The sequence below is a fragment of the Sphingobacterium faecale genome (genome assembly GCF_016746095.1).
GTDB lineage: Bacteria > Bacteroidota > Bacteroidia > Sphingobacteriales > Sphingobacteriaceae > Sphingobacterium > Sphingobacterium faecale.
The window spans coordinates 46,344-68,617 of the sequence record NZ_JAERTY010000012.1 but is presented as its reverse complement, the minus strand read 5'-3'; the positions used below and the strand labels follow the sequence as shown (position 1 = coordinate 68,617).

Here is a 22,274-nt window from a genome sequence, read left to right as displayed (position 1 = left end):
AATACATCATATTATCTTGCATAATGAACATAAATACTAAGACAGAGTCGCCTTTACTGTTTTTCTCTTTGGTTTCTTTTTCCGGCGGCCCCACCAGATCAGAAAGCCGGTGATCGGTAATGATGTCGCTATTACCCCAGCCAGAAAAGTCGACAGCTTGCCAAACTGCCCCCACCACTGCCCCATATGCAATTGCCATATCACATTTTCCACTTCCTCATGTATACGTTGCGGCCTTGGTATAGCCAACGAGGCGCCCGTGTACCGATCGTACACGCTAAGCTTTTGCCCTTCGGTACTCTTCAGTCCTGCAACACCGAGACGAAACACATATACCCCTGCTTCGTCCAAGGTATAAACCCATATCGCTGCATTTTTTTCTTTAGGGTGATCGGCCAGGGTCTGATAGGCCAATGCACTGATATCATACGAAGTACGCTCAGCTTGGTATTGGCCCAACACCTCTTCAATGTGCTCATCTGCTCCACCAAAGGCCGAAGTAATAAGATCTCCCAGCGAATGGAAAAATATAACAATCCCCGTAAGGCTCAGCACAAAACACAACAGGAGCGAATAGAAACCGTATACATTGTGCAAGTCGTAATTGAACCTTTTAAATCGCGCTTTCCACTTGATGGTAAAACTATCTTGCACCGTTTTCTTTGTCCAGCGCTTGGGCCACCACAGCACCAAGCCGGTGATACAGCTTAGAAAGAAAATAATGGTGCATATTAAGACAACCCAACTGCCTACCTGCCCTGCCAGCAAAGCGGAATGCAGATGTGCCGTGATATAAAAAAAGTGCGCTGATGTATCGGCCTTCAGTACCTTAGCACTGTAGGGATCTACATATAGAAAAGTAAGTTTATGTGTCTTCTTATGAAAAGCACGCACCCGGACACTTCGCTCAGGATCATTAAAATACACCAACTCGGACAGTTGCAGCTCAGGGTCAAAATCACGTATAGATTGGATCAACTGATCCGATGTACTGCGTTGATGCTGTACTTCGACGTATCGGGCATCAGCAGCGCTCCATTCCATAATCTCATCACAATAGACAATCAATGTTCCCGTCAGGCATACAAATACCACCACCAGACCTGATATAATGCTTGGCCACAGGTGTAGCCAAGCATTAATTTTAGCAAACCAAGTTTTACCTGCTTTCTTAGGTGGCATTCCTTCTGCCGCCGGCTTCGGTATTCTCTTAGGTATATAACTCATCGTTCTGCCCGGATTTAAAACTTGAAAGATATATTGGCCAGAAATTCAAAAGGTCGCTGCGGCCTTGCAAATATGTCCCAATACTTTACATTTCCGATATTGTTGAATTTAAGACCGACCCTATATTTCGGTTGATCATAGAATGCAGTAGCGTTGACTACCGTATATGCAGGTATTTCAAAATCATCCTCATAATCCATCAATGCCGCACCCACATAATTCATACCTGCACCAAACCCCAGTCCTTTTACAGCACTACCTAGGAACTTATAGGAGGTCCAAAAGTTAGCGATATGTTTTGGCGAATGCGCTTCACGCAATCCTTGGGAATAGTCTTCACTTTTCACGTACTTGTTATCGTTATAACCATAGCCCAAGATCATATTCCAACCACGGGCAGGATTTGCAATAAGGTCGATCTCCACACCTTTAGAGTTGAATGTTCCGTCTTGTACGTATACATAATCTATTACTTCACGCAGGCGATTCTTAACCCTTATATCATAATAGGATACCGTAGCATTCAGCAGTCGGTCAAACAGCTCTACTTTAGTACCTATCTCAAGTTGGTTGGCCTCCTCAGGGCGCCAATTTTTCTTAATCACCTCGGAGTCCAGATCGTTCGGATTACTCAGCCCATCAGAAGCCGCCACGTTTGTAAATCCATTCATATAATTGGCGAATATGGAAACCTGATCTTTAATAGGTTGATACACCAGTCCTATCTTGGGCGAGAAGTTAACCTGGTTATAGCCCTCCAACTCACTGTAAGAAGCATCTGTTTGCTTTTGTTCGATGTTCCCCTGTTCGTCTACGATCTGGGGCTGTCCGGGAGAATAAGACATTCGCTTACCTTGATGAAATCGATTGACCCGTCCGCTCAGCATCAAAAACAAGCGATCTGATATATTGGTCACATTGGAAAAATAGGCACTAACCACATTGTATTTAGCATTGTCCACCCCATCTCCATAGCTACGTTTTCCTCTTGAGTTTTCTACTTCCGACCGTGTCAGCGGCTTCCATGCTTTATCGTGTACCCCCACCGTATCATATATTGCAAAATAAGGTACCATAAACAGGTTCTTCTCCGTATAAAGCGTAGCATCGACACCGAGCAAAACCTTATTTTTTACCTCACCAATGGTATAGTTACCGTTAAAATTCTGCTGTATAACGGAGAAATTGAGGTTATAGTCATCAAAAATACGGTAGCGTCTTTCGATACGCGTATCATCCACCACCATGGGCACCATGAATACAGATCCCTTATCACCACTGTTATTAAACAGATAAGAGGTACGCGAGGACCAATTATCCGATAGCTGATGTTCTATTTCAGCGCTGATATTGACATTTGTCCGGTTGGTCGCGATATCATTAGATGTCAGGGAACGATCATAAGGCATTCCATATTCCTTAAGATTTGCAAAACTCAGCTTATCGGTATTCCGGAGATAAGCGACCAATGGCTTGGTCGTGTTATACACGTCAGCATCAAAGCGGACAATCGTTTTTTCTCCCGCTTTAAAAGCGAGACTCGTCGCAAACCCCATGGCCGTCACTTTACCCTCATTCTGAAACCCATTATTAAGCATCCCCATCACGTTGAATCTTCCCAAGGCTGTGCGGTCACTATTGAGCGGTGTATTGATATCTGCAGTCAGCCTATTCATGCCGAAGCTCCCCGTTGTGTAATTGACCTCACCCCGAAACGACTCGTATGGACGCTTGGTCACATTATTTATGATACCACCGTAGGAGGTCACCTCTGCACCGAATAATGTAGCCGAAGGCCCCTTGATCACCTCCACTTTCTCCAAGTTGAAGATTTCTGATATAGCCCTGGAATTAATCGGTAAGCCATTCCGTACCATATTCGTATTCCCGGTGCCACTATTGGAAAATCCCCTTAGGCTTATTCCATTTCCATTGTCATTCACTCCCGTCGTGACTATCACTCCAGGTACATGCGACAAGGCACTGTTATAATCAGTCGCTGCTATCTCCTGCATAAAATCCTTACTGATCACGGAATAAGCCTGCGCATTCTGTAGATTAGCCAAAGGCATTCTGGCGATATCGTCCGTTTCTTTACGCGCAAATTTATTCTTCTGAATATCGGATACCACTACTTCGCGTAGTTCATTGGCCTTGGATGGCACCACGATACGTGGCAAAACTAATGACGATTGACCTTTCGTCTGGATTGTCTGCTCGACTACCGTATAATTAGCATAGCTCACAAACAAAACATAAGTACCTTCGGGTATCTGCATGGCGAATTTTCCCTGCTCATCGACACGTGCCGTATAAGGCGTACCCGTCAATTTAACATTTGCGTAAGCCAATGGCCTTCCATCTGCCGTATACACTTCCCCAGACAATGCTATCCGGTTTTGTGCAAGTCCGTAAAGTGGACCAAATATCAACAATGCTACTACTGCTAGCAAGTCTTGTATTTTCGATAAATTATAAAACATCTTGTTTTTATTTAGAATAAGTACAAATAACAAGCGCAAAAGTATTAACTTTGTTACTCCTGCGATAACAGATTACGGATTATAAGAATCAAAAAACGGAAAAATGAAGAGTCTCACCTTACGGGAATTTTATGGGGATACTATTTTGAATGCAGTCTTTTCAAAGGATGTCAAGCAGGAGCCTCAAAAAGGCTTTAAACATAAATTACTATCTAATAGTGCCGTATCTGGCAACATGTACTATCATCATTTTGGTCAATTTGTCGTGTGTTATCAGGACTGGGCTGTTCTTGATCCTTTTCAGCTTTTGATAGATCATCCCGAGGATCTCGTCAAATTTCAGTTCGAGATAACAGGCCATTCTATATTTTCGGATATTAGTGGTAGGGAGATCGCTATATGCTCCGGTCAACAACAATTTATATATCTTCCTCCCACATCCGGAACCATCTACTACCCCTCCTCACGCAGCGTACTGGACATACATATCGACTTTGACTTCTTGCTGGATCTGCTCCAGGCACAAGGTTTTACAAAGCCGCAGCTCAGCGAACATTTTCAAAAACATGGATGGACATTCTTCAAAAAAGCTATTCCCATAACTCTTGATCAAAGCGTTCTCATCCGCAATCTTATAGATCATTCTTATCACGGTCGTTTTGCCGAAGAATACATACGTTGCAAAGCTATCGAGATCATCCTATCCGTATTTACAGCAGGCACAGATTCTATTGAAGGAAGCACCTGGAACAATCAGGACCTACTCACACTGTCCGAAATAAAGTCTTACCTAGACAGCCATTTTGCTGAAGAACTCAGTCTAAAAAAAATAAGCCGCGCTTTTGGTATCAATGAGTTTAAACTTAAGAAGGCCTTCAAAGAGCGGTATGGCGACACCGTATTCGGTCACATCCGAAAGTCTAGAATAAAACATGCTATGCACTTATTGCAACACAGCAATCTCGATATCAAGACGATCTCTTACTCTTGTGGTTTTAAATATCCGCATCATTTTAGTCAGTTATTCTCACAATACTACAACTGTCGGCCTAGCGAGGTCAGATCCAAAGGGTTCTCGTTGTCGACTGTATAAAGCGTTTTATATGGCGCTTTGATCACTAATACCATAATTTGACACCTAATAGATAGTTGTAGTTTTTAGGACGGATGACTGCCACAAGGGGATAAAAGATCTAATTATGTTTAGTCTAACAGATAAAACACGGATATTTTGTTTATTGGACTAAACATTTTTTATGTATTTATTTTTTAATGCAGTGTGCAAATGTGGCTTTCAGAACAAGGTTATTCATATTTTAGCAAATATCTATTCTTTCAGAAAAGCGATTCATAGAACCTTTTAACGTTTTTAAATCGGCGAAGCACGAATTATTAACGCAATATCTTGTTTGGTTACGACTTCACCGCCTTTCAGCACCAATACCTTAATATACATAAAGCATTCCCCTTTATTATCGAGTTTACCAATTGTACAGTTGTACATGGACATATCCAGTTCTTCATCATTCACGATGTCCACACTTTCATGGTCCGTGATCAGTTCTCCGGCACGACTTACCACCTCTCTCTTCCAAGAGTATCCTTGCCAAGGACCAGCTTGGAGTGTCGTCCTGCTATTATCCATCTGTATAGCATTCTGATACAAGAGGGTATCTCCTTGTATTAGTATGCACTTACTATCAGAATCTATAACTATGTGATCTAAGAAAGGTAGATCGTTACCACCATCAAACGTCAACGTTCCTCCTTCCTGACTTACCGTTAGCGATGCTGAAAACATTTTGTCGAGTTTTACGCTTTCGAATGATTTCAACATGCCGCTGTACTCCTCTCGGCTCATACCTAATTTTTCATGATAAGGCATAGGTTCGCCGGGCTTCAGTCCACGTAGCACCTCCTGATACCATTCGATATTATTAGCTATAGCCATCTTCATCTTCTTCATCAGCTCCTGCTGTTTTGGATCCATCATAGAAGCCCCCAGTACATCGGCCTGATATTCACCTGCAGGTAAAAGCCGCTTAACAAACTGAAATGCATTTTCAACGGAGTCCTCTACTGCTACCATTCTATTACTAGCCCTAGCAGTATGACTTCCTGTGTTTAGTACGATAATAAAAAGAAAGGTTAGTTTATATAGTTGATTTAACATCTGCCTCTGATTGGTTGTGACAAAGATATAAATTAGATTCCAGACGGCTTTGTTTTTGGCTGTCTATATATAGCTGTTCACTTTTTTGTTTGTTTACTTTGCATCCGCACTCATGGTTTGCTATTTTATGAATAGATCATACGGGTGCTAAATGATTATAAAGACTTACTAAACTTTAGAAGTTCTTCTTCATTTTTAAAATAGATAGTACACTTAGTTACATCCCTTTGGATCGGCTTTTGACTAGGGTGCTTTAATGGATCATAATCAACCTCATTACCAACGGAATCAATGTAAAAGGCATTCCCGTCTTTTAATACCATCGTAATTCCATCCCAGGTAGGAAAAATTCTTTCGTATATCGGTCTTAAAATAGTATCTCCCTTTAAATTAATCCGCCCATATTTACGCCCCGAAATAATGAAAAAAATGTCAGGCTTTTCATTTCTTAATTTTAACATGACCTGTCTAAATCCCTCGGTTTGAACAATCTTGTACATTGCCAAAGGACATCCTTGGCAAAACGTAGCCTTTCCATCTGAAAAGATACTAGTAGCGCTAAAACGCGGAGATACAACTATATTTCCCTCCATATCTGCAAAACCGATTGTCCCGTCTGCTCCCAAAATCCGAAATAAGCCTTCATTTACCTCATCTGGCCCATTATTCGGCGATGGATAGGTTTGAAAGAGCTTTTCACCTTGCTTGTCTATTGCCCAACTGCCATCAGAAGCTAGTACAAAACCAATACTTTTGATCGTATCTGTATAGTTAAAACTATATTTCCCAAAAGGAACAATCATGTTTCCAGCGCTGTCTCTATACCCATATCGATCCACTGGCCCTGCTGTATCAGTGATCGAATAAAGGTACTCATCAGCACGGAGCTGTCTTGGACTGGATTTACAACTAAGCAACATGACTAGGAGCAAACAAAATAGAAGTTTTAATAAAATTTTCATGAAGTTTTATAATCAAAATACCGGATCATTGCACTCTTAAATAACCTAAAAAAAGAAGTAATGCAATTAGAAATGCGTGTACCCCGATGTTATATTGAGAGGCTCGGCTAGATGGGGTGTAACTATATAAACTGGACACACCGGTCTTAGGATTCACTTTGGCATAGTGGGTTAAAATGTATTTCAAGGAGTAATGCCAAAGGAAATAGAAACACAGGATATATATGGTTTTTTCTCCCCGACTATATTCAGCAAGCTTGATGGAACCGGGATTCAAATATTCAATAATAGAATAAACAATCCCTAGCATGAGAACAAATGCCATCCCCATAGCAACTATGCTCTTAAAAAGAGGATTGTCATGTGTTTCAAAATGAACATAGAGAAGTCTGTAATAGTAGTAGATAAAACGCATCCTTCAACGAAAAACTAATATTTAAAATTACATCTAAATAAAACACTAAATGGGTGTAGCATATTAATTCCTCAAACATAAAAAAACAAACGTACGGTAAACTGGTAATATAAATAATTAATAATATCTTAACATTCATCTAAACATTTGCTTTGCCTTCAGGCTCACCTGACTACTTATGCAGGCATTATACAGACCTCAAATTTTCATTTCCATCCCTTCCACCGATAGATCAGGGCCGCTACGGGGATCATGACCAATAGCCACAGCCAGCTGAACAGCGGATAACTGTATCTTTTGTTATAAGTCTGATGTTGTACCTTGTTATTTTCCATACCGATACTGTCGTAGCGATGATCTACTGTTGTAGCTTGGCGCTTTAACGCGCGCTGCTCGGCATAAGCTAACTGCCCCGAGCGGCTCCAAAGACCGAGATCCGGGTGAAAAAAGAAGCTGCTGTCTCCCCTAAAGTGCCAATAGCGCAAACTGCTGTCCTGACTATTGAACTGCATCCATGAGGCACTGGTCTCTAGACTGCTCTGAGACTGGCTATCCTCATGCAACCGTTCGCTTTTTTCTTTGTTTACTTTGCACCCGAAACATACTGTGAGGAGCAGGAAGCTTATCATCTTGTTCATATCCAAATTCATTTACTGTGTATTTTTGTATAGTACATAGCCCCGTTCCACTTCGCTGCGCTGCGCTACCAATTACAGATTACGTACGGTGAGCGCGCAATCTCGGTTTGGAAACTATGGCGTCATATCGACCGAAGTGGAGAACCCCGAAGGGCTCTGCGAAGCAATATCTAAAAGCTATATATTAACCCTATACAGTTCATAGACCTCTCCACAAGGTCGACGTGACGTTACTTTTATTGTCATCAAATCTTCTCTGTGTTTGTAAAAAAACTTACCTCTTAGGGTGACGTTTACGATTTCGCCTCCTTTAACTTTTACAAACCAATACCTTCATGCCGACCATAGTGGAGGCATCTAAAAGCTATACCATCCACTTCTATAATCCCGATAGCTCGGAACAGGCTCCCATAACTTTTTAACTTTATAAGCTTATAACTTTTCAACTTTTACCAACCCAATCCGCATAGCTGTGTATAGTCCTCTGATGCCGTCGCCGGGATTCAACACGGTTATTGCTATTTCCTTCGATCGTCAGGATGTAATGTCCTTGCTTTTCTTTGATCAGCCCCACATGATGGATGCGCCGTAAGCTACTGCTGTAGATACCGAAGAGGTCTGCGGGCTGTATTTTATCGGTATCCTTATAGCTTCTGGCCTTGGGAAATAGAGCAGGCGACCAAGGATTGCGCGGTTGTGAAAGCCCCGCCTGCCCATAGCAAAAGCTTACAAAAGCTGCACACCATTCATAGCCTTTGGTTAGCCCGGTGTAAGCCAGGTATTGTTCAACACGAGGGCCATCGTTGTTGCCAGTTGATTCTTCTACGCCCAGTTCTGCAGAAGCTATAGCTATTATCAAGTTTCTTTTGTCCTCATTGGCGGACCACCTAGGCACTTTCCCTTGATAGAAAGTGCCGCAAAGATCAAGACTATTTAACCTATGTTCATCACGGCTTCGTAAAGCTATAAAGGCGGTTTCCAAGGTCCCCACCCCTTTTTTCCTCCCCTTAGACTGGAAATCCTTATGTAGTGCAAAATGTGAGTTTTTGTAAATTATAGCTTTACGGCCTTTGACTCCATATGCTAAAAGGTCATCCTTAATGGGGAACTGCTTCACAGGCGACATTAATCCCGATTGTAAGGGAGTTCTAGTAGCACTAGCTTTAAAAAACGGCCTAGGGCTATATAGCGTCAAGAATACTTTTTGCTGATCGTCAAAAACAGATCGATGGAGTGTAGCGAAGCGTAACGGCTCCGAGATGTTTAGAGCTGTCAAAAAGCTTTCAGCGTCATATCGCCCAAGCCTTGATTTAGCTTTGCTGAGCTCCACTTCGTTCCGGTTTTTTTGCTTCGTTTTTTTCATCAAGGAAAAAAATGAAGTCCTCGTCATGGAAAATGACGGATGGGTATTGGAAGGGATAAAAACATCTTGAAAAACAGGTCTTAAAACACTACCCTCATCACCATTACCCCAGCATAGAGCAGTAAGAAGAAGACCGAGAAATAAAGAATACATTGTTGCCATGATGTCAATTGATTAAAATGTGAACGAAAGTTTTTACGGAACGTTTTAAAAGGTTGCCACAGGAGTTCCTGCAACCACAGGCTGCACAGTATCGCCGCCACGCCGATCAGCAGGCCAAATACCGCCACCGTGAGGATACCGATATCGAGTATCCCCGCCTTGGGATCTACGAAAACCAGCAGCTTTCCTATTAAAGTGAACAGTAAGGTTAATACAACTAACCTGCTGATTAAGTAATATTTCAAATTTAAAAAGATAATATTATATCCTACCCTCCACCCTTGATTGGAGGCGGGCAGTCTGTTTGTCCATGTTGCCATTTTTTTTAGTATTTAGTAATTGTAAGGTTATAGCTGTTATGAAAGTTATGAGAGCGTCTCCCGAACTATCGGTATCAGGAAGGGCCCTAAGGCCCATTCCAATAGTGTTCTCACAAGCACTAATCTGCAGTGGCATCCTCACCGTAGTCTTTGATCTCTACAGCCTTCTTGCCAGGGGTATCCGTCAGCGTAATTCTGTACTTCGAATTTTCGTAATCGGGATTTTCCTCGGTCATGGTATAGTTCCAATGCGTATTTGTGGTGTCTAGTGGTGCGACTGTGGCTGCTCCACTCTCGACAACCACATCATTAGCATTAAGCACTTCTATTTTGACATTGACGACCTGAAGTACGTCTTTGATCAACAAGGAGATCTTTTCACCTGCATTACCTTGGTACCCCATATCATCCAGTAGTGCTACATAGGGTTTTACGAGATAATCTCTAAAGGCTACGTTATAAGCCGTCTGATTGACATTGGCCTTTGCCTGGTAAGCTTGCTTGAGCTGCGGATCCTGTATTGCTGCTTTAGCGTACAGTGCGGCTCTTGTAAACTTGTTCATGACAGACTGTTGATCGCTCGAATACTCGCGGTTCGTCTTCTGCCGGGCTCTTTTAGCGATAATAGTCTGATCGCCTTTTAATCGAAACACAAGGTTCCGTCCTACTCGACCTGATGTGCCCTGCATGATCAGGTTGTCTTTTGATTTTGCCATTTTAAAAAAATTATTTGACGTTTATAATTCTGTTTGTGCAAGCCTGCTACCGGGGCGCCTTCCGATGTGCTTACGAAACAAAGGTTCAAACAAAACACCATAAAACAATGACTACTAATCAATTGTGACTATATAAAACGAAAAAAGATGAAAAAGGAAGGAATAGAAAGGAATAGGAAGCTCTCTTGTCTTCCGTGCCAGAAGCGCACCTACTTTTGACCGCAAAAGCAGCAAAACTCGCCACTGAAATCTTTTGGCTGTATGGCCAGTGCATCCCATTACAGTTGCCTAAAAATTCGAAGGTGGCAGTTGAAGTGTGTATAAGCTTCAGCTGTTAAAGATGTACTGTTGTTATGTGGTTGTTGTGTCAAACATGTGTGGTTGTTGTGTCAAACATGTGTCAAACATGTGTCGTTATTGTGTGGCCGTTGTTTCTTTTATGTGTTCTTTATGTTCTTTTTATGGGTATTTCCTATTCATAGAAGGTTTATAGACGGTTCATAGGATGTAAGAAGTCCCTTCACTACGATCGCAATGACGGGACGAACCAGATTCTTCAAAGGTTAAATTTAATCACCTGTAAGTCTACTAGATAGAAGACTCCGTCTCTGGTTTTCGTTTATATTTCTTTATGGTTTTGAGGATTTCTTCGGTAAGGTAGTAGTCCTTGGCGTCGAGTTCATAGGAGGTAAACAGCTTTTTGAGTCGATAGAACTTGGTATCGGCTACTTTAAAGATCTCTTTGAGGTCTGCATTATCGATGATCATCTTTTTCAACATCTCTTTGTCGGTAGGGGTTGATAACGAAATCAGCTTTCCAATAAGCTGGTTCTGTTTTTTTGTCAACTTCAATCTTTTCTTGTCATGTTGAATCAATACTTTGATTAACTGCTCCATAATAGCTGTGGTCTAGGTTATCTTACATTGTTTTATCCTGATAACGTTTAAGCTGCACCAGCATTTCTTCGAGCAACCTGCGCAGGTTGATGATGGTATATCGATCCAGTTCGCTATACTTCTTACGCAGGCTTTCGTACGATAGGCTGTCTTGTGCATTTGTTCTAAAGCTTGTCTGCAGAAAATAGAAATAGGGTTTTAGCTGCTGCTCGGCGAGTATGCCTGTATCCCGTGCCAACCGCAACAATAAGAGTATCTGCCGCACTGTAAGCCCTACAGTACACTTTCCTTTATCTGTATGTACCAGCTCTGCAAAGCCACTTAACCACTGTCTATAAAACGTTATCTGGTCCTGGAAAAAGCTTTCGTAAGCGGCCTGCTTAATGCCTGACAGTTTTACAGCGTCCTGCAACTCTACACGGACGTCAATCTGCTCCTGCATATCCGAACAGCACTGACGGAGTGCTGCCATAAACTCCATAATCTGTCCATTAAAAGCCAACAGTTCCTTCTCCCGGTCTATTGCAGCGCCTTCATTCTGCAGCTCCAGCAGCCGTGATCGTATACTCTGCAACTGATGCTGTAACGCTGTATCTGACATTTCTATCTGTTTTTAATTACCCTCATATTCAGCATATCACGAACGTTCGCTTTATAAGTCCGGCCTATGGGCACCTCTTTAGAGGCCGAGTTGCGCAGTGTTATGATCTCACAGGCATTATCGACACTTGCTATATTCTTGAATGCGACTATATATCCTCTATGTACGCGAATAAAGTGCTCGGCGGGCAGCAGCCTTTCAAAATCGGCCAATGCCAGACTAATGGTATGCGAACCATCTGTATGCGTTACTATGGTATTATCGGACTGTGCTTCCAGGCATTCGATATCGATCAGTTGAAGGTTGAGCGTACTGCCTCCGCATACTTTAAACATCACGTAATCTTCCAGGCCGATCGGCAATACCGCAGTGCTACCTCCACTCTGTTTTTGGGTTATGCTCTGCCATACGCGGTCTATCGCTGTATGAAACAGCTCGGGCTTTACCGGCTTGGTGAGGTAGAATGCTATCCCCAGCTCAAAAAGCTCGGCACCGTACACCCGATCTGCCGAACAGCAGACCACCTCTACCTGATCCACCAACAATCTGATCAGATCCAACCCGTGGATATGAGGCATGTGCAGATCCACAAATACCAGTTCGACAGGATACTTCTCTATCATAGCGAGCACTTCACGGGCATCCTGCGTCCCCCCGGTATAGAGCAGGTCGTGCCTTTTCTTTATCAGTGACTTAAGGGTATTGATGCCTTCTATCTCATCATCTACCACCAGACATTTCAATCTTTTCATATGTGTATAATTTGATTTTCAGTTGTCATATGGAATACTCATGGGTGTTTGTGCTTTGCTAACCATGAGTATTTCATATGTATATATTTTGTTTTTCAGTTGCCATATGGATTACCTTATTCCTGCTCTATCCGTAATCCGACATAATACCGATCATCTCCAATCTCCAGGGCTTCAAACTGATAACATCCTGGAAATGCGATCTCCAATCTGGAGCGCAGGTTTCTGTGCCCAGTGCCCAATGAGCTTTGCAGTCCCCTCGCCTTATCGATTCTATTGGTACACTCAAACAGCACCGCCTCCTCGGTAATCGACAGCTTTATCTCTATAGGAGTCTGCCCCTCGGTGTATATCCCATACTTGAAGGCATTTTCGACCAGCGTAATCAGCGACACGGGCACGATCTTGTGCGACAGCGACATTCCCTCTACCCTGTAATCGATATAGGTATGCTCGAAACGGCTACGTTCTAAGGCGATATAGCTTTCCAAAGCTTCTACTTCCTTATAGAGCAGCACCTTTTTTTTACCTTCCTCGGAGGCTGACAAGATGTACCACATCAGATCGCTCAACCTATCCATATCACCCGCTACTGCGGGAAGCAGTTCCTGTGTCCGACTGCGCATCCCCGCCAGCGCATTAAAGAGAAAATGTGGGTTGACCTGTACAGTACGCAGGGCAAACTGCATCTCCCTGGCTTCTATCTCCTTCTGGTGTCTCCGCAGAGCTTCCTCCTGTCGTAAGCGGTCGTTGATCCGCGACCAGATATGAAACAGCAGGCTTCCCGCCATAATCCACACGCCGATATAATTGGCAAATACAGTCCAGTAATACTGTTCGCGTTTTGTGGAGAACAGCTCCTCCCTGAGCTCGATCCACTCTTCTCCCATATAGTACATCCCTTCGGTCAGCAGTACATATAGAACGATAATAAGCAATAATGATTTCCAGATCATTTTTCTTAAAAAAACAACATACAGTATCGCTAGACAAGCGTTAAAGACAAAGAGCAGAATAAGCCAAGCGATCAGCTGACTGAGCCCATCGGCCTCGGGCTTTAGCTTGCTGTTGATAAGCAACATCAGAAGCAAATATATAGGCCAACAAACCAACTGTATCCTAATGCTCTCCCGTAAGAAGATTTTGCCAGGCATGATTCAAAGTATTGGTTAGCAGCCCTAATATACAAAATCTTCTGACGCTTAATAAATTATGGAGAACCTCCGTAACCTGTCCGCTGCAGTAACCTGATCTTCTCCTGGGCGATCGAGAAACAATACAGATCCCTTTTGCGGAACAGTCCGCAAGTACCATCACTCTCGTAATATATACCATATTGCATGGGGTCATCGTAAGGTCCAGCTTCCAGCGAGTGCCACTCCAGGTGCCTGATCTGGGCATCCGGCCTTATCTTCTGGAGGAACGGCCAGTTGGTCCACTGCTCTGGCCAGCGCCCGAGGTAACCCGCAAACCAATCGTACAGCCTGTACAGCACGGAGCGCACAAACAGTGCCCTGTTGCTATGTGCCACCGGTGTTATCGCAGGCATACTCTCTATACGAACAGTATTGTCGTGTCGGACAGCCAGCATGGGGTAGATCGGCAGTCGAAGTGCATGCGCCAGTCCCAGCGTTCCACGCGGTACCTCGATCTCTCTTCCCAGAAATGACACCGGCTCCAGGACATGTCTTTTGCCGTATGCTATCCCCTCCAGTCCATCTACATATACCAACAGGTGATGTCCCTTTGCGCTCAGTTCGTACATCCGACGGAGTGCCCCCCTGTCGGCCGCATTGAGCAGCGTAAAACGGCCTTGCCGTGTGGCCTGTCCAAGCAATTTTTCGAGCCCCGTATTACGTTGTTCCCATTCGTGATACACCTTATCCCCGACTAAGAGAGCGAAGGGTTCCTTGACTTTCAGCAAGAGGTAGTTGATCAATTGATAGGCGCCAAAGTGATAGGTACATATCATTCCTTTCTGCGCTCTTATTTTCTTCAGAAAGCCTCTCCACCCCCTTATGCTATAGGGATAACTTCCGGAAAACAGCTTGAGATCCCAGGAATCCATCTTGAGCTGCCAGAGGCTATCCCTGAATATCCTCCGGTGGTCCCCATAGCTCAGCTCTGGGAAGAAGTATGCCATATTCGCGCTCATCTCTGTAAGGCGATTGATGATCGTGCGATTCCAATCTATCCCTTCCTTATAGAGTCTGTTGTGGAGCCGCTGCAGCTCCTTTTTGTAATCTTGTACGGTGTCCATATCATTACGATTTTAATCGATACGGGCACTGCCAATAATCTAGGGCGGCACCCGTACCAGTAGATTACCAATACCAATGTATGCCTGGTAAGAAGACATCACATGGGCTTGACTCGCCTTTTGCCATTACCTGCGCGGCTACAATTGCTGTGGCACACGCCACCGTCTTCACGCGCTGCATTCTTTTCTTTTTCAAGGGCACGTTGTGCACCGTTACTTTTCTTTTTGTTTTCATCGTTTCTGTTCATTTAATAAAACCTTAAATGGGGCCCCAAAAACGCATGCATCCATACCCCAAACGTATTCAAGAGAAAATAAAATGAAGAAAGAAAAGGTAGACAACCTTATTACCCGATGAGTGGCAGCCTACAGCCGACGAATGAAAACTGTCTCCCGATGTCACCTCGCAAAAGCTGCTTGATTCATTGTCCCTAAAGACACCTCAGCGAAAGGTAGATCCAATGTCACCCCTGTCACTTGACAGCACGGCTTTTAAGCCATTCATTTGTATACAAGCAAATTATAGACACACAGCAAAACCACGCCTTATGATACCTGGCTTTATGATCCATCTGGGAGCGATCTATCCGGCTATCGCCAAAAACAATAAGTTGCCCAAAGAGGTATCCTATCGCATCCCCTATGCCCAGGTCGACAGCTGGTACAAGGACAGGTACAACTGGTGCTGCATGCAGTGGCACAATGCCAAGCACGTCTACCTCTACAGCATAGAGCTACAGCTGTCCGAGCGGACACGGATCGCTGTCGATATCAACCACCCCGATACCCACTGGCAATATGCACTCCAAGGCGGCTACAGCCTAGTCGGCCAGGATGGCGCTATTCCGGTATTGGAGGAAGGCTGCAAGCACCTGCTGCGAGGCGCTCCCGGTCATCTACAGGTGGAGGTCGACGCAGGGCGCCACTGGATAGTAGGCTTCCATGTCGCCGCGAGCTGGCTGGGCCGCTATCCCGAAGAGCTCGCTATTGACGAGCAGCACATCTCGCGGGAGCTACAGCATGGCATACTGTACCAATCTGCCGCAATAGCCATGAGCGATCTGGACCGGGCCGAGCTGTACTACCTATTGGGTCTTGGTCCCAGCCGGCATATCCTGCAGGACAGTCAGATCTACCTGCCCATCTCCAAACTCGTCGAACAGATGCAGTCTCCAGATGATACGACACTATCCCCCGTGCAGAATAAGGTACAGGCTGTAAGGTACTATATCAAACAACTCATCGATACCGATCAGGACGTACCATCGATCAGTGCACTGGCGGATCGATTTGGCATCGACAAAAATTATCTGGGGCGCAGGCACAAATTGCTGCACGGGGAAAGTCTCTCCACCTATATCTTCGACCTCAAACAGGATCGAGTGCTAGTACTCCTGGCGAAGAAGACACGTATAAGCGACATCTCCCACCTATTGGGGTACAGTCACAGTTCGGCATTTCGGAAAGCTTTTATAAAAAAACATGGGATATGCCCGAGCGAATACCGGCGGCGCGGCACCTAGCTTTCGGGATTCATGCGTTTCAAGCGTGCTTTGTACAGATAGAGCATCATATAATGCATAAAAGCCAGGGGATCGAGCTGGGTCTGGAGGATCGCCGTCTCGGGTGTGGGTGCATACTCGGCGATGATCCGTTCAAACAGGCCAAAGGGTATCTTGACGCCCAGAGTATGGTGCCACCAGTACCACACGCGCTTGCGGTGGCCTATTTTCTTATAGCATTCGACACCATCCGCCTGATAGGGATTCAGGGCCAGGGTCTTCAAGAACGCTACCGGCAGCTTGAACTGTGCCGTGGTATGGAAGGCACGGCAGCGCCGGCAGTAATACACCCTGCGCTCGAGGCGCTTCTCATTGTCGGTAAAGATCATATTGGTGGCCACGATCATCTTGGCCCTATTGAGTGCGAGCGGGCGCTTGCCACAGGGCAGCTTTTCCAACTGCTCCCATTCCAGATGCGCCGGTACGACCACACGCTTGCTCCATACCTCCCGACTGGCCGACAGCCTATGGCCTATCACATCGTAATACCTGACCATAACCGTATGCTCCCGTACCGCCAATACGAATGCGAGCTTCCGTTTGGCAGAAGGCCACACCCATACCCATGTATTGACTTCATAATCCATAGCACCCTCCTTGATTTGTTGTTGAAAATTAATAAATAAAAACGAAACAAACTAATAACTAGCTATAAATCAATACCTAAGTAAGATTTCAATTCCTATCAAGTCGTATAAGGACTATCTCCTGCCCTGTTATTCGCCCTATATTTGGAGATTGAAACTACGGATGCAATTTATGCAGGTATTACCCTCTTCTTTCTGTCATTAACCGCATTGGTCTTTGGACAAGAAACAGTCAACAATACAACACAGACGATTACGCAATCTGGCGTAGGAGTTGGATCTATTATCGCGGTAGTCACTTTATGGGATGGCAACAAGTCGATTATGTGGGTCATGGAGCAGGCAATTGATAAGCTAATGGTGAGATTGAAAAATGCAATTTGTTGCTTACCCCATGTAAGGTAATAAGCAACAAATTGCATCTTCAGGTTTTACAAAAACATTGCTGTTTTTGAATGACTAATCTAAACAATCAAAAACTGTCAGATTGAAGTCCTTGGCACTTACATCCTTATTCCTATTTCAAGTTTTGAAGTATAAGATTTTCTAATTTTTCTCCTCTGGCATTCCAGTCGACCACCTTTCCATTTTTGTCAATCAGCCATACTGTCGGTAGAGAGGAAATTCCATAGAGTGATACATATGCATCCGACGAAAATCCAACCCCTTGAAATCTCTGAGGCCATCTTGCGCCATTCTCTTCCAACACTTTGATGGCCCGGTCTCGCGCGGATTCATCGTCTAAGCAAATCCCTATTACCTCAAATCCCTTGTCATGATACTTTTCATAAAGATCTACGAGCTTCGGTAACTCTTGTACACATGGTTTGCACCAGGTAGCCCAAAAATCGACCAATACAACCTTACCCCGCATATCAGCTAGGTTTATTTCCTTACCATCAGCCATGGATAAAAAGTCTATACTGACTTCTCTTTTGGCCTTTGCAGCATTTACTTCCAAGAAATCCTGCGCATACCTATTAAGCCCAACCATACCTATTTCTGACCTACCTTCGGTCGTTTCAAAAATAATTCTCCAATATTCAGAAACTAGTTTTGGAGCAAATGAGCTTAATACCGACAGCAGGTTGACCGTTCGAGGTTCTACCAAAGCAATGTTGGGAAACGATTTGATATGCCTCAACCATCTGTTAAGTAAGCTATCCCAGTAATAACACGACACCGAACTCCAGTAGTCAGACTCTAGCTCGCTAGAATTTACGGGACCTATCTCTCTAAAAACGGCTATAGCCCGATTAAAATCTCTTAAAATCAATAAAAAACCCGCTTCTTCTTTTTCTTCCTGAGTCGTAGCATGTTCCATCAGTTCTTTTATATAACCATCTGTTTCATCCAGCCATTTCTTTTCAGCCTGGTGATCCAGCTGTAGTGAACGGAGAATGCGAGAATACTTTAACGACCTTTCCACGCCACTGCTATTGGACAATTCTTCCTTATTGTCAACTTGACTTTTGGAGTAAAAGCGTGGATTGGCTTGGATCAGTTCGATTATAGCTTGCTTCCTTCTCCTGTCATCTGGATACTTGCGTAAGAAATCCTCCGCTCTTTGCATTCGGGTTATGGAAATGCTGTCCTCAAAAAACTTTTGATAAAATACTGTCCCTACCTCATACCTTTTGTACTCCTCAGGGCTTCGTGTAAAGACAGTACTGTTTTCCCCTAAAAGTTTCCAATCCAGATCAGCCTGTAAACTATCGTTCACTATTTTATTTTCCGTAATGGATTGTCCATAAATCGGCATATAGCAAAATGGGACCACCATAGATAGGAAAACTAAAAATCGACGCATATCTTTTCTATTTCTCTCCCAATAAGACATACACATAGCCTTTATGAGCCACTGTTTCCATTCCAAAATCCACGAAGTTTCGCCTATACTCGTTTATAGGATCGATAAACCTTTTATTTGCAATATCATTATTCGTCAAGTTATCTGCACGCATCACGCTATCAGCTCTAATAATAGTCTCCGCTATTCTATCCATCGAGCTAGACTCCTTACCTAATGAAAAACCCGGATTCATTTTCCCTGTGTTTACATGTGTCTCCCAGCTCCATGACAGATCATGGTCGTATCGATCGTATTTCGTAGTAACACTCACTCCAATAAGAAGATCTTTGACCCCATCGTTGTTCCAATCTCCGACGGCTAATACCGGCCAAGATCCAGGCATCAGCTTGTCTGAACCTTGTGGTTCGAACAAAGGAACCCCCTTTAGGAAAGAAAGTTTTCCATTCTTTCTGACTCCTTTAAAAAAAGTGACCAAGTGGTAGCCCGGTCCAACATATTGATTTGTTACCAACAGATCTTCGACTCCATCATTATCCCAGTCTACAACTAAAGGAACCATTGAACTACCAAGATAACCTTGACTTAGCTTATGTTCTAATTTTTTTTTATCTGCGAAATTATTAACATCCAAAACATGTAATGGTTCACCTTGTTCATCACGTAATACTGTACGAACACCTAATGCTGGTTTTTCACCATCACCTGTATTCAGCGCATAGCGAAGCGAACTTCCTCCAAAGATAGCATCTGGCTTTCCATCGCCGTCAATATCAGCAAAATCAGCGACAGAATAATACCAATACAAATCATCGTCAGAAGTCATGTCAGCAGGTTTTTGAGAAGAGGAAAAGTTTTTCTTTCCATGTTGTCCAAATTGAGGAATTATTTTCCCAAGATCAAAACCGTCCTCTTGTCTTTTAAACCAGATTACATCACCCGGATGATATACACCCGCAGCTAAATCTTTTACACCGTCGCCATCTAAATCCACAAGCCGAGGCGTAAATGCCATACAACACCAGTTGTTAACAGACATTGGCGCTGCACCAAGTCCGACGAATTTTCTAGAATAAGGCATAAAATAGCTAGTATTGCTATATACAGGTTCTTCTTTAGAACCTATATTGCGATACACGCGCAACAGATTTCCAATATTCATTCCTATAGTACCTGCCCCACTGCCAAACTCACCAATAACTAGGTCTTCTAATCCATCTCCATCTACATCGTATAATAATGGTGCAGCCCACCCCATACCATATGCAGCTACTGGCCCCAATTCATTTTCTATAAGAATAGGTTTTCCTAACTTAGGTGCGCCAGGAATATATGCTGAAACCAGTTTGTCAAAAACAGCAGGATCAGCTGCACGATGATAGCGTTGTGCTATCAAGTTACTATAGTTTATTGCTAATAAAATTACGATCGTTGTTATTATTCTTACTATCATGTTTTCTTCGTTTTTAATGGTTGTTTCTTGTTCTCTTTTTTTGATCTCAGTAAAACTTTACAAGTTAATGGTTCACTGACTGGAGCATGGCAAAATTCTTCATTACACAACTGGTAAGTAAAATCTCCCTCGATCACTAAGTGATTCTTTTTAGATTCGCTTTGATACTTAAACAGCTGAATAACTTTAATCCCTTTTCCTGTTGCTCTATTGGCTATTTCATGACCTGTAGCATCAAACATTTTTGACGTCCCAATAAGCTCCAGATGATTGTTTTTTTGAGAAGTAAACAGAAGTTGCGTTGGAGCGCCTCCTGATTCATCAAAATACCCTGGAGGATAAATATAATAACCGTCGCTTATGTCAACAGTTACCACAATAGACACAGTATCGCCCAGATGAACAGAATGCGTCCAAGAAAGCCGATAATCAATTGCCTGATCTTGAGATTGTCCGTCGTAAAAGCAGGTAAAAATCAGTAGCAGCGTCAAAAAATAATTAATAGCCTTCATTGTTCGGTAAAAGATTAGGATTTAGAAGTATTTCCTTTTCTGGATATGGAAAAAGTGCGTGTTTAGCCTCCCAATTCGGCTTAGTTTTTTCCAGTATATTGAGTTTATTATTCCTTTTAAGATCAAAAAAACGATGCCCGTGCTCTGTAAAAAACTCTCTTTTTGCCTCTTCAAGCATCTCTCCGACAAACTCTTCTTTGGTTAAATCAGTAGGTAATAGCTGTAATCCTGCGCGTTGTCTCGTTTTGTTAATGAAAGGAATAGCATCAGAAACACGGTCTAGATTGGCTAGCGCTTCTGCATAGATAAAATAGGCTTCTTCAATACGAAACAAAATAGAATTCTCGTCTGGATTGACACTGTTTCGATCCGCATTTTTATATTTGTGCGGGTGGGACCATGATTGTCCGTTTAATTTATCCGTTTTAACCCATTCTATCTTTCTTGAATCAGTAGCTGAAAAAGAAGACAGCAAGCTTTCAGTCATCATAGCAGAGCTAGGAGGAAGGGTAAACCATGTATAATTCAATGCTTCTCCTGTAGCCCCTCTGTTATTGTTTAAGTTATACTGCCAGAGTGTCCCTAGAGAAGTTTTCTTAAATACTTTTTTAAGATCTGGCTCAAATAGGTAAAGTGGGTTGTCTATCACTTTCTTACTTACAGTTGCTGCTTCTTCATTTCTATTCATCAACAAATACGTCTTAGCAAGCATGAGCTCAACGACGGCTTTGTTTGGAAAAACACGTTCAGCATTTCTATACTCATATTTTAACAGCTCTAAACTTTTCAACAAATCCTCCTCTACAAACTTCAATACATCAATATGTTTTGTTTTTTTAATTTTCGTATTAATTTGATAATCTAATGTTGTTACCAATGGAATATCACCAAAAAGATTCGTCAAATAATAATAGTATAGCGAACGTAATAGATATGATTCGCCTAACAAAGAGGACTTTTCGCTAACCGGAAGTTTTTCGCTATGCTCTAAACCTAATATCAATGAGTTAATAACATAAATATGACTGTATGAACTTGTCCAAATACTTTGGACCCTATCGTTGATCGGCAACAACGTATTATTGTGAATATCGAATATAACCGATGTCCCCTGAGGATCATAGGAGATCGCCAATTCATCTGTATATAACGAAAGTAAATATCCCACGCTGTTTCGTTCGCCGGAAAGTAACGATTGATCTCTTAAATTCGTATACGCTCCTGCCAGCACGGATCTAGCGGTATTTATATCTTCAAAAACCGTTTCAGCTTGAATCTTATTATCAGGAAGTCCTACTTCAACGATTGTCTCGCATGAGGCAAATAATATAAGTAAGAGAGTACCTATATAAAACTGGATATATTTATTCATGATTAATAT

22 protein-coding genes are annotated in these 22,274 nt (G+C 43.0%); 3 read left to right on the top strand and 19 right to left on the bottom strand.

All coding sequences use genetic code 11. The features are described from left to right. Positions 1-36: 36 nt before the first annotated feature. A complete protein-coding gene (locus JKG61_RS22990; protein WP_237249554.1) occupies positions 37-1,227 on the bottom strand; it encodes a PepSY-associated TM helix domain-containing protein in 1,191 nt (396 codons plus the stop codon). A gap of 14 nt (positions 1,228-1,241) precedes the next feature. Next, a complete protein-coding gene (locus JKG61_RS19815) occupies positions 1,242-3,710 on the bottom strand; it encodes a TonB-dependent receptor domain-containing protein (RefSeq protein WP_202104748.1) in 2,469 nt (822 codons plus the stop codon). A gap of 103 nt (positions 3,711-3,813) precedes the next feature. Here JKG61_RS19815 and JKG61_RS19810 point away from each other — a divergent pair, with 103 nt between their 5' ends. Continuing rightward, on the top strand, positions 3,814-4,803 hold the full coding sequence (locus JKG61_RS19810; RefSeq protein WP_202104747.1) for a helix-turn-helix transcriptional regulator: 990 nt from the start codon (positions 3,814-3,816) through the stop codon (positions 4,801-4,803). Between the two features lie 276 nt (positions 4,804-5,079). Here JKG61_RS19810 and JKG61_RS19805 read toward each other — a convergent pair whose 3' ends face one another. The 12 genes from JKG61_RS19805 to JKG61_RS19750 form a co-directional block, all read right to left on the bottom strand. Continuing rightward, positions 5,080-5,883 (bottom strand): hypothetical protein, encoded by an 804-nt coding sequence (locus JKG61_RS19805; protein ID WP_202104746.1) that lies wholly within the window; start codon positions 5,881-5,883, stop codon positions 5,080-5,082. A 155-nt stretch (positions 5,884-6,038) separates the two neighbouring features. Then, on the bottom strand, positions 6,039-6,845 hold the full coding sequence (locus JKG61_RS19800; protein WP_202104745.1) for a WG repeat-containing protein: 807 nt from the start codon (positions 6,843-6,845) through the stop codon (positions 6,039-6,041). A gap of 621 nt (positions 6,846-7,466) precedes the next feature. Further along, a complete protein-coding gene (locus tag JKG61_RS19795; protein WP_202104744.1) occupies positions 7,467-7,898 on the bottom strand; it encodes a hypothetical protein in 432 nt (143 codons plus the stop codon). A 442-nt stretch (positions 7,899-8,340) separates the two neighbouring features. Continuing rightward, positions 8,341-9,423, bottom strand: a complete 1,083-nt coding sequence (locus tag JKG61_RS22985; RefSeq protein ID WP_237249553.1) for an NlpC/P60 family protein — start codon at positions 9,421-9,423, stop codon at positions 8,341-8,343. Continuing rightward, positions 9,342-9,743, bottom strand: a complete 402-nt coding sequence (locus JKG61_RS19785; protein WP_202104743.1) for a hypothetical protein — start codon at positions 9,741-9,743, stop codon at positions 9,342-9,344. Before JKG61_RS19785 ends, JKG61_RS22985 begins: the two co-directional genes overlap by 82 nt. Before the next feature lie 119 nt (positions 9,744-9,862). Next, the gene (locus JKG61_RS19780) at positions 9,863-10,459 is read right to left on the bottom strand and encodes a hypothetical protein (RefSeq protein ID WP_202104742.1); all 597 of its coding nucleotides are present in this window, start codon (positions 10,457-10,459) and stop codon (positions 9,863-9,865) included. A gap of 588 nt (positions 10,460-11,047) precedes the next feature. After that, on the bottom strand, positions 11,048-11,356 hold the full coding sequence (locus JKG61_RS19775) for a hypothetical protein (RefSeq protein ID WP_021070281.1): 309 nt from the start codon (positions 11,354-11,356) through the stop codon (positions 11,048-11,050). Positions 11,357-11,378: 22 nt separating this feature from the next. Continuing rightward, positions 11,379-11,957: a hypothetical protein gene (locus JKG61_RS19770; protein WP_202104741.1), complete on the bottom strand. Its 579-nt coding sequence runs from the start codon at positions 11,955-11,957 to the stop codon at positions 11,379-11,381. A gap of 2 nt (positions 11,958-11,959) precedes the next feature. Continuing rightward, positions 11,960-12,709 (bottom strand): LytR/AlgR family response regulator transcription factor, encoded by a 750-nt coding sequence (locus tag JKG61_RS19765; RefSeq protein ID WP_202104740.1) that lies wholly within the window; start codon positions 12,707-12,709, stop codon positions 11,960-11,962. 116 nt (positions 12,710-12,825) lie between these two features. Next, a complete protein-coding gene (locus JKG61_RS19760; protein WP_202104739.1) occupies positions 12,826-13,791 on the bottom strand; it encodes a sensor histidine kinase in 966 nt (321 codons plus the stop codon). 128 nt (positions 13,792-13,919) lie between these two features. Continuing rightward, positions 13,920-14,969: a lysophospholipid acyltransferase family protein gene (locus JKG61_RS19755; protein ID WP_202104738.1), complete on the bottom strand. Its 1,050-nt coding sequence runs from the start codon at positions 14,967-14,969 to the stop codon at positions 13,920-13,922. A 98-nt stretch (positions 14,970-15,067) separates the two neighbouring features. After that, on the bottom strand, positions 15,068-15,217 hold the full coding sequence (locus JKG61_RS19750; protein ID WP_202104737.1) for a hypothetical protein: 150 nt from the start codon (positions 15,215-15,217) through the stop codon (positions 15,068-15,070). Positions 15,218-15,517: 300 nt separating this feature from the next. Between JKG61_RS19750 and JKG61_RS19745 the strand changes: the two genes are divergently transcribed. Next, positions 15,518-16,492, top strand: coding sequence for an AraC family transcriptional regulator (locus JKG61_RS19745; RefSeq protein ID WP_202104735.1), 975 nt, complete (start codon positions 15,518-15,520; stop codon positions 16,490-16,492). On the opposite strand, the gene JKG61_RS19740 is transcribed toward JKG61_RS19745, so the two are convergent. After that, positions 16,489-17,118, bottom strand: coding sequence for a hypothetical protein (locus JKG61_RS19740; RefSeq protein ID WP_202104734.1), 630 nt, complete (start codon positions 17,116-17,118; stop codon positions 16,489-16,491). The two genes, JKG61_RS19745 and JKG61_RS19740, sit on opposite strands and share 4 nt — an antisense overlap. A 144-nt stretch (positions 17,119-17,262) precedes the next feature. Between JKG61_RS19740 and JKG61_RS19735 the strand changes: the two genes are divergently transcribed. Next, the gene (locus JKG61_RS19735) at positions 17,263-17,523 is read left to right on the top strand and encodes a hypothetical protein (RefSeq protein ID WP_202104732.1); all 261 of its coding nucleotides are present in this window, start codon (positions 17,263-17,265) and stop codon (positions 17,521-17,523) included. A gap of 112 nt (positions 17,524-17,635) precedes the next feature. Here the strand turns inward: JKG61_RS19735 and JKG61_RS19730 are convergent, their stop codons facing one another. Genes JKG61_RS19730 through JKG61_RS19715 form a run of 4 tightly spaced genes read right to left on the bottom strand, consistent with a single transcriptional unit; the run spans position 17,636 to position 22,265 of the window. Then, the gene (locus JKG61_RS19730) at positions 17,636-18,958 is read right to left on the bottom strand and encodes a TlpA family protein disulfide reductase (RefSeq protein WP_202104724.1); all 1,323 of its coding nucleotides are present in this window, start codon (positions 18,956-18,958) and stop codon (positions 17,636-17,638) included. Beyond that, positions 18,936-20,381, bottom strand: a complete 1,446-nt coding sequence (locus tag JKG61_RS19725; protein ID WP_202104722.1) for an FG-GAP repeat domain-containing protein — start codon at positions 20,379-20,381, stop codon at positions 18,936-18,938. Before JKG61_RS19725 ends, JKG61_RS19730 begins: the two co-directional genes overlap by 23 nt. Continuing rightward, the gene (locus tag JKG61_RS19720; RefSeq protein WP_202104721.1) at positions 20,378-20,893 is read right to left on the bottom strand and encodes a hypothetical protein; all 516 of its coding nucleotides are present in this window, start codon (positions 20,891-20,893) and stop codon (positions 20,378-20,380) included. The genes JKG61_RS19725 and JKG61_RS19720 overlap by 4 nt, the downstream gene beginning before the upstream one ends. Beyond that, complete coding sequence (locus JKG61_RS19715) at positions 20,880-22,265, bottom strand: RagB/SusD family nutrient uptake outer membrane protein (protein ID WP_202104720.1); 1,386 nt, start codon at positions 22,263-22,265, stop codon at positions 20,880-20,882. The genes JKG61_RS19720 and JKG61_RS19715 overlap by 14 nt, the downstream gene beginning before the upstream one ends. Positions 22,266-22,274: the final 9 nt, after the last annotated feature.

Coding starts and splice junctions, on each gene's coding strand:
- JKG61_RS22990 (WP_237249554.1), bottom strand. CDS start 1,227: ATGAGTTATATACCTAAGAGAATACCGAAGCCGGCGGCAGAAGGAATG.
- JKG61_RS19815 (WP_202104748.1), bottom strand. CDS start 3,710: ATGTTTTATAATTTATCGAAAATACAAGACTTGCTAGCAGTAGTAGCA.
- JKG61_RS19810 (WP_202104747.1), top strand. CDS start 3,814: ATGAAGAGTCTCACCTTACGGGAATTTTATGGGGATACTATTTTGAAT.
- JKG61_RS19805 (WP_202104746.1), bottom strand. CDS start 5,883: ATGTTAAATCAACTATATAAACTAACCTTTCTTTTTATTATCGTACTA.
- JKG61_RS19800 (WP_202104745.1), bottom strand. CDS start 6,845: ATGAAAATTTTATTAAAACTTCTATTTTGTTTGCTCCTAGTCATGTTG.
- JKG61_RS19795 (WP_202104744.1), bottom strand. CDS start 7,898: ATGAACAAGATGATAAGCTTCCTGCTCCTCACAGTATGTTTCGGGTGC.
- JKG61_RS22985 (WP_237249553.1), bottom strand. CDS start 9,423: ATGGCAACAATGTATTCTTTATTTCTCGGTCTTCTTCTTACTGCTCTA.
- JKG61_RS19785 (WP_202104743.1), bottom strand. CDS start 9,743: ATGGCAACATGGACAAACAGACTGCCCGCCTCCAATCAAGGGTGGAGG.
- JKG61_RS19780 (WP_202104742.1), bottom strand. CDS start 10,459: ATGGCAAAATCAAAAGACAACCTGATCATGCAGGGCACATCAGGTCGA.
- JKG61_RS19775 (WP_021070281.1), bottom strand. CDS start 11,356: ATGGAGCAGTTAATCAAAGTATTGATTCAACATGACAAGAAAAGATTG.
- JKG61_RS19770 (WP_202104741.1), bottom strand. CDS start 11,957: ATGTCAGATACAGCGTTACAGCATCAGTTGCAGAGTATACGATCACGG.
- JKG61_RS19765 (WP_202104740.1), bottom strand. CDS start 12,709: ATGAAAAGATTGAAATGTCTGGTGGTAGATGATGAGATAGAAGGCATC.
- JKG61_RS19760 (WP_202104739.1), bottom strand. CDS start 13,791: ATGTTGCTTATCAACAGCAAGCTAAAGCCCGAGGCCGATGGGCTCAGT.
- JKG61_RS19755 (WP_202104738.1), bottom strand. CDS start 14,969: ATGGACACCGTACAAGATTACAAAAAGGAGCTGCAGCGGCTCCACAAC.
- JKG61_RS19750 (WP_202104737.1), bottom strand. CDS start 15,217: ATGAACAGAAACGATGAAAACAAAAAGAAAAGTAACGGTGCACAACGT.
- JKG61_RS19745 (WP_202104735.1), top strand. CDS start 15,518: ATGATACCTGGCTTTATGATCCATCTGGGAGCGATCTATCCGGCTATC.
- JKG61_RS19740 (WP_202104734.1), bottom strand. CDS start 17,118: ATGGATTATGAAGTCAATACATGGGTATGGGTGTGGCCTTCTGCCAAA.
- JKG61_RS19730 (WP_202104724.1), bottom strand. CDS start 18,958: ATGTCTTATTGGGAGAGAAATAGAAAAGATATGCGTCGATTTTTAGTT.
- JKG61_RS19725 (WP_202104722.1), bottom strand. CDS start 20,381: ATGATAGTAAGAATAATAACAACGATCGTAATTTTATTAGCAATAAAC.
- JKG61_RS19720 (WP_202104721.1), bottom strand. CDS start 20,893: ATGAAGGCTATTAATTATTTTTTGACGCTGCTACTGATTTTTACCTGC.
- JKG61_RS19715 (WP_202104720.1), bottom strand. CDS start 22,265: ATGAATAAATATATCCAGTTTTATATAGGTACTCTCTTACTTATATTA.